Here is a 4548-nt window from a genome sequence, read left to right as displayed (position 1 = left end):
TCGTCGATCTTCACGTACAGTGCTGTCGCGAGGGTGTTCAGTTCTGTCGTCACAAACGGATCTTGAACGCCCTCGCTTCATGTCCGCAGCCGAACAGCTGATCTCCCCCTTGGAATCAATCATCTAGTTCATGATCACCCGCTCCACCGGCAGGGACGCGCTGCTGATCTGGTTCGCCACGCGTGCCGGGCTGCTGGTGACGACGCTGCTCGGCGTCACGCTGCACGAGTACGTGGACCGGTGGCGGCAGTGGGACGCCGGGCTGTTCGTCACCATCGCCGAGCACGGCTACGACGGCGACCCCCGGCAGCCGCGCGACGAGGGGCTGCCGGCCTTCTTCCCGGGGCTGCCGCTGGCGCTGCGCGCGGTCCATCTGGTGGTGCCCGACTGGTCGGCTGCCGGGCTGATCGTGTCGCTGGCGGCCGGGGCGGTGGCGATGGTGGCGCTGGCCCGGCTGGCCGAGTTCGAGGGGGCCCGCGGGTGGGTGGCGGTGCTGGCGCTGGTGCTGTTCCCGCCCGCGGTGTTCCTGGCGGCCGGCTACAGCGAGTCGCTGTTCCTGGCGTTCGCGATCCCCGCCTGGCTGGCGGCGCGGCAGGGGCGCTGGCCGGCCGCCGTGTTGCTGGCGGCGGGGGCGTCGTGCGTGCGCATCACCGGGCTGTTCCTGGCCGCCGCGCTCGTCGTGGAGTTCGCGGCGAGCCGGGAGCCGGTGCGGAGGGCGGGCTGGCTGCTGGTGCCGTTCCTGCCGCCGGCCGCGTACTCCGCCTTCCACTACGCCCGCTCGGGCGACTGGCTGGCCTGGAAGCACGCGCAGGAGGCCGGCTGGGGGCGCGAGCTGGTGTGGCCGTGGGAGTCGTGGGCGGTGACCTGGGACTCCGCGATGGGCGACGGCGACATGGCGCCGGCCTTCCGGATGGAGATCGCCGGGGCCGTGGCGGCCGTGGCCGTGCTGGTGTGGCTGCTGGCGCTGCGCCGCTGGAGCGAGGCGGTCTACGTGGGGCTGCAGGCCGGGGCGCTGATGACCTCGGCCTACTACCTGTCGCTGCCGCGCTCGCTGCTGCTGTGGTTTCCGCTGTGGGTGGCGATCGCCCAGGTCGCCACCCGGAGGCAGTGGGTGATCGTGGCCTACGCGCTGGTCTCGGGGCCGCTCATGGTGCTCAACACCGCCCGGTTCCTCTCGGGCGCCTGGGCGGGCTGAACTCCTTACCCACTTTGCCGCGTCGGCAATCCAGGGAAGTTATCCACAGGCTGTGTGTTTCCGCTAGAGATTCTTCCTCAGGAAGGCGATGTCCTCGGCTTGACCTTCGGCTGGGGTCTCCACCACGATCGGCGCGCCGGCCGCCCGGCACACCTCCAGGATCAGCTCGGGGTCGATCTTGCCCTTGCCGAGGTTGGTGTGACGGTCGGCGCCCGAGCCGAAGTCGTCACGCGAGTCGTTGCAGTGCACCAGGTCGATCCGGCCGGTGATCGCCTTGACCCGGTCGACCAGGCCAGGCAGCTCCTCGCCGCCCGCGTGCGCATGGCAGGTGTCGAGGCAGAAGCCCACGTCGAAGCCGTCGAGCGCGTCCCACAGCCGGGCCAGCCGGTCCAGGCTGCGCGCCATCGCGTTGTCGCCGCCCGCCGTGTTCTCGATCAGCACCGGGATCGGGCACTCCAGGCGCTCGAACACCTTGCGCCAGTTGTCGAAGCCCGCCTGCGGGTCGTCGTCCTTGTTGAGGTGGCCGCCGTGCACGATCAGGCCCTTGGCGCCGATGCTCGCCGCCGCCTCCAGGTGTTGCGACAGCAGCTTGCGGCTCGGGATCCTGATGCGGTTGTTGGTCGAGGCCACGTTCACCAGGTAGGGGGCGTGGATGAAGATGTCGACGCCCTCGACCGGCCGGTCCGGCAACTCCGGCTTCTTGTAGCCCTGCGGGTTGCCGAGGAAGAACTGCACCACGTCGGCGCCGATGGCCGCGGCGTGGGCGGCTGGGTCGTCCTGGCCGACGTGAGCTCCGATGCGCACCATGTCAGCGAGCCTATCCGTTTGGACGGCGTGCCCAGGGGAAGTCGCCTTGCACCCCCTGACCCCCGAGGAGCACGGCATGAGCCGCTGGCGCTGGCGATCCCTGATATTCCTGATCTACGTCGTAATCGGCATCTACGTGGCGTGGGTCTACGACTACATCACCCCCGCCGTACTCAGGGACGTCGCCGAGGCGCTGCTGGCGGTCTTCCTGTGGTTCCTGATCCTGCTCGGCGTCGACCTGCACATCGGCGGCTGAGGACGCCGCGCGGACTTACGGGCGGACTTACGGCAGGAAGCGGAGTTACGGCAGGAAACCGCCTCTGGCGATGCCCAGCGCGGCGCCGACGAACGAGGCCACCAGGCCCACGATGTTCAGCGAGCGCTGCGGCGTGGTCGCCGAGACGTACTGCGAGTAGAGGCCGATGCCGAAGCCGAGCGTCCCGGCCCAGGACGCGATGACGTGGCCGCCCGGGAAGAACGTGGCGCCGAAGGCCACGAGGCCGCACACGAGCGTGGCGACCGCGAAGGCGTTCTCGACCGGATGGGCGCGGCCGTCGGTGTTGAGCGTGAGCCGGACGCGTTCGCGCTGCGTGGGCTGGAGGACGTGTGGCATTGCGAACCACCCCCTTGTTTATCTGTGCCTTCCCATCCACGAGCTGCTGGTAACCTGAACGACGCTGCGTTGTGATGGGTGACCCGTCACCCCCGGGCGCCGAAAGGGGCGGCCAGGGCCCGCGCAGCGTCCTCCTGTCACGGCAGAGTGTCGTGACCGCAGAGTCCAGAGGAGGTTGGAGTCCCGCATGCGTCGTTACGAAGTAATGGTCATTCTGGACCCTTCGCTCGATGAGCGCACCGTGGCGCCGTCCCTCGACCAGTTCCTCACCGTGGTCCGCAACGACGGCGGCACCGTGGAGAAGGTCGACGTCTGGGGCCGTCGCCGTCTTGCCTACGACATCGACAAGAAGTCCGAAGGCATCTACGCCGTCATCGACCTGTCCGCGGAGCCCGCGACGGTCAAGGAGCTCGACCGGCAGATGAACCTCAACGAGGGCATCCTGCGCACCAAGGTCCTGCGTCCCGACGTGCACTAAGCACCGGCTTTTGTCGGAGCAGCCCCCTACTCTGGGCCGTAACCAAAGCGAAGGCGTGCAGGAAGGCGAGCGCTGGCCATGGCAGCAGGCGACACCGTAATCACCATCGTCGGCAACCTTGTCGACGACCCGGAGCTGCGCTTCACCCCGACGGGGCAAGCGGTGGCTCGATTCCGCATCGCGTCCACTCCGCGGTTCATGGATCGTCAGACCAACGAGTGGAAAGATGGCGAAAGCCTCTTCCTGACCTGCAACGTGTGGCGGCAGGCGGCGGAGAACGCCGCCGAAAGCCTCCAGCGCGGCATGCGGGTCATCGTTCAGGGGCGGCTCAAGCAGCGGTCTTACGAGACCAAGGAAGGCGAGAAGCGCACCGTCTACGAGGTCGAGGTCGACGAGGTCGGCCCGTCCCTGCGCAACGCCACCGCCAAGGTCAACCGCACCTCCCGTCAGGGTGGCGGCGGTGGCGGCTTCGGCGGCGGTCCGGCCGATGACCCCTGGGCCTCTGCCTCGCCCGCTCCGCCTCAGGGCGGCGGCGGTTTCGGTGGCGGCGGCGGCGGTTACCAGGGCGGCGGCCAGCAGCAGGGCGGCGGCAACTCCGGCGGCTTCGGCGGCGGCGGCGATTTCAGCGACGAACCGCCTTTCTAGACCCAGTCCACCAGCCCGAGTCCATTCCCGCCTGACGGCGGGGCTCTGAAAGGAGCACCACGATGGCAAAGCCGGCACTGCGCAAGCCCAAGAAGAAGGTTTGCCTGTTCTGCCACGACAAGATCTCCTACGTCGACTACAAGGACACGGCCCTGCTGCGGAAGTTCATTTCCGACCGTGGCAAGATCCGTGCGCGCCGGGTGACGGGCAACTGCACCCAGCACCAGCGCGACGTGGCGACGGCGATCAAGAACGCCCGTGAGGTGGCCCTGCTGCCTTACACGAGCACCGCGCGCTAAGGAGGCCTGTCGAAATGAAGCTCATCCTCACGAACGAGGTCTCCGGCCTCGGCGCCCCCGGCGACGTTGTCGAGGTCAAGGACGGCTACGGCCGTAACTACCTCATCCCCCGCGGCTACGCCATGCGCTGGACGCGTGGCGCCGAGCGGCAGATCGAGTCCATCAAGAAGGCTCGTGACGCCCGCGAGATCCGCGACCTGGGCACGGCCAAGGAGGTCGCCGGTCAGATCGGCGCCCTGCGTGTCCGTCTCACCACCCGCGCGGGCGACTCCGGCCGCCTGTTCGGCTCGATCACCACGGGCGACATCGCCGACGCCGTCAAGGCTGCCGGTGGCCCGGTGCTCGACCGCCGCCGCATCGAGATCGTCAACCCGATCAAGAGCGTCGGCTCCCACAAGGTGACCGTCAAGCTGCACCCCGAGGTCTCGGCGTCGGTCGACGTCGAGGTCGTCGCAGGCTGACGCTCTCCCGCTTCGCCGGCGGGCCCCTCCCCCTCCCCGGGGGGGGGCGG

General features: G+C 69.1%; 8 protein-coding genes. 6 read left to right on the top strand and 2 right to left on the bottom strand.

The window, feature by feature from the left end:
- Positions 1-130: 130 nt before the first annotated feature.
- Entirely contained in the window at positions 131-1195 is a 1065-nt protein-coding gene (locus KME80_RS49560; RefSeq protein ID WP_219519983.1) for a mannosyltransferase family protein, read from the top strand.
- Between the two features lie 63 nt (positions 1196-1258).
- On the opposite strand, the gene KME80_RS49555 is transcribed toward KME80_RS49560, so the two are convergent.
- Positions 1259-2002, bottom strand: a complete 744-nt coding sequence (locus tag KME80_RS49555) for a deoxyribonuclease IV (protein WP_219519980.1) — start codon at positions 2000-2002, stop codon at positions 1259-1261.
- Positions 2003-2078: 76 nt separating this feature from the next.
- Between KME80_RS49555 and KME80_RS49550 the strand changes: the two genes are divergently transcribed.
- Entirely contained in the window at positions 2079-2258 is a 180-nt protein-coding gene (locus KME80_RS49550; RefSeq protein WP_219519978.1) for a hypothetical protein, read from the top strand.
- Positions 2259-2303: 45 nt separating this feature from the next.
- Here KME80_RS49550 and KME80_RS49545 read toward each other — a convergent pair whose 3' ends face one another.
- Positions 2304-2615, bottom strand: coding sequence for a hypothetical protein (locus KME80_RS49545; RefSeq protein WP_219519976.1), 312 nt, complete (start codon positions 2613-2615; stop codon positions 2304-2306).
- Positions 2616-2802: 187 nt separating this feature from the next.
- On the opposite strand from KME80_RS49545, the gene rpsF reads away from it, so the two are divergent.
- The 4 genes from rpsF to rplI all read left to right on the top strand — a co-directional run bounded on the left by rpsF (position 2803) and on the right by rplI (position 4498).
- On the top strand, positions 2803-3093 hold the full coding sequence (rpsF, locus tag KME80_RS49540; protein ID WP_026214314.1) for a 30S ribosomal protein S6: 291 nt from the start codon (positions 2803-2805) through the stop codon (positions 3091-3093).
- A gap of 78 nt (positions 3094-3171) precedes the next feature.
- Entirely contained in the window at positions 3172-3738 is a 567-nt protein-coding gene (locus KME80_RS49535) for a single-stranded DNA-binding protein (RefSeq protein ID WP_219519973.1), read from the top strand.
- Positions 3739-3800: 62 nt separating this feature from the next.
- Positions 3801-4037, top strand: a complete 237-nt coding sequence (rpsR, locus tag KME80_RS49530; protein WP_020543048.1) for a 30S ribosomal protein S18 — start codon at positions 3801-3803, stop codon at positions 4035-4037.
- Positions 4038-4051: 14 nt separating this feature from the next.
- The gene (gene rplI, locus KME80_RS49525) at positions 4052-4498 is read left to right on the top strand and encodes a 50S ribosomal protein L9 (protein ID WP_219519971.1); all 447 of its coding nucleotides are present in this window, start codon (positions 4052-4054) and stop codon (positions 4496-4498) included.
- The last annotated feature ends 50 nt before the right edge of the window (positions 4499-4548 follow it).

Source organism: Nonomuraea ceibae (genome assembly GCF_019396325.1).
Classification (GTDB): Bacteria; Actinomycetota; Actinomycetes; order Streptosporangiales; family Streptosporangiaceae; genus Nonomuraea; species Nonomuraea ceibae.
The sequence above is the reverse complement of the archived record's forward strand: the minus strand, read 5'-3'. Positions and strand labels throughout refer to the sequence as shown.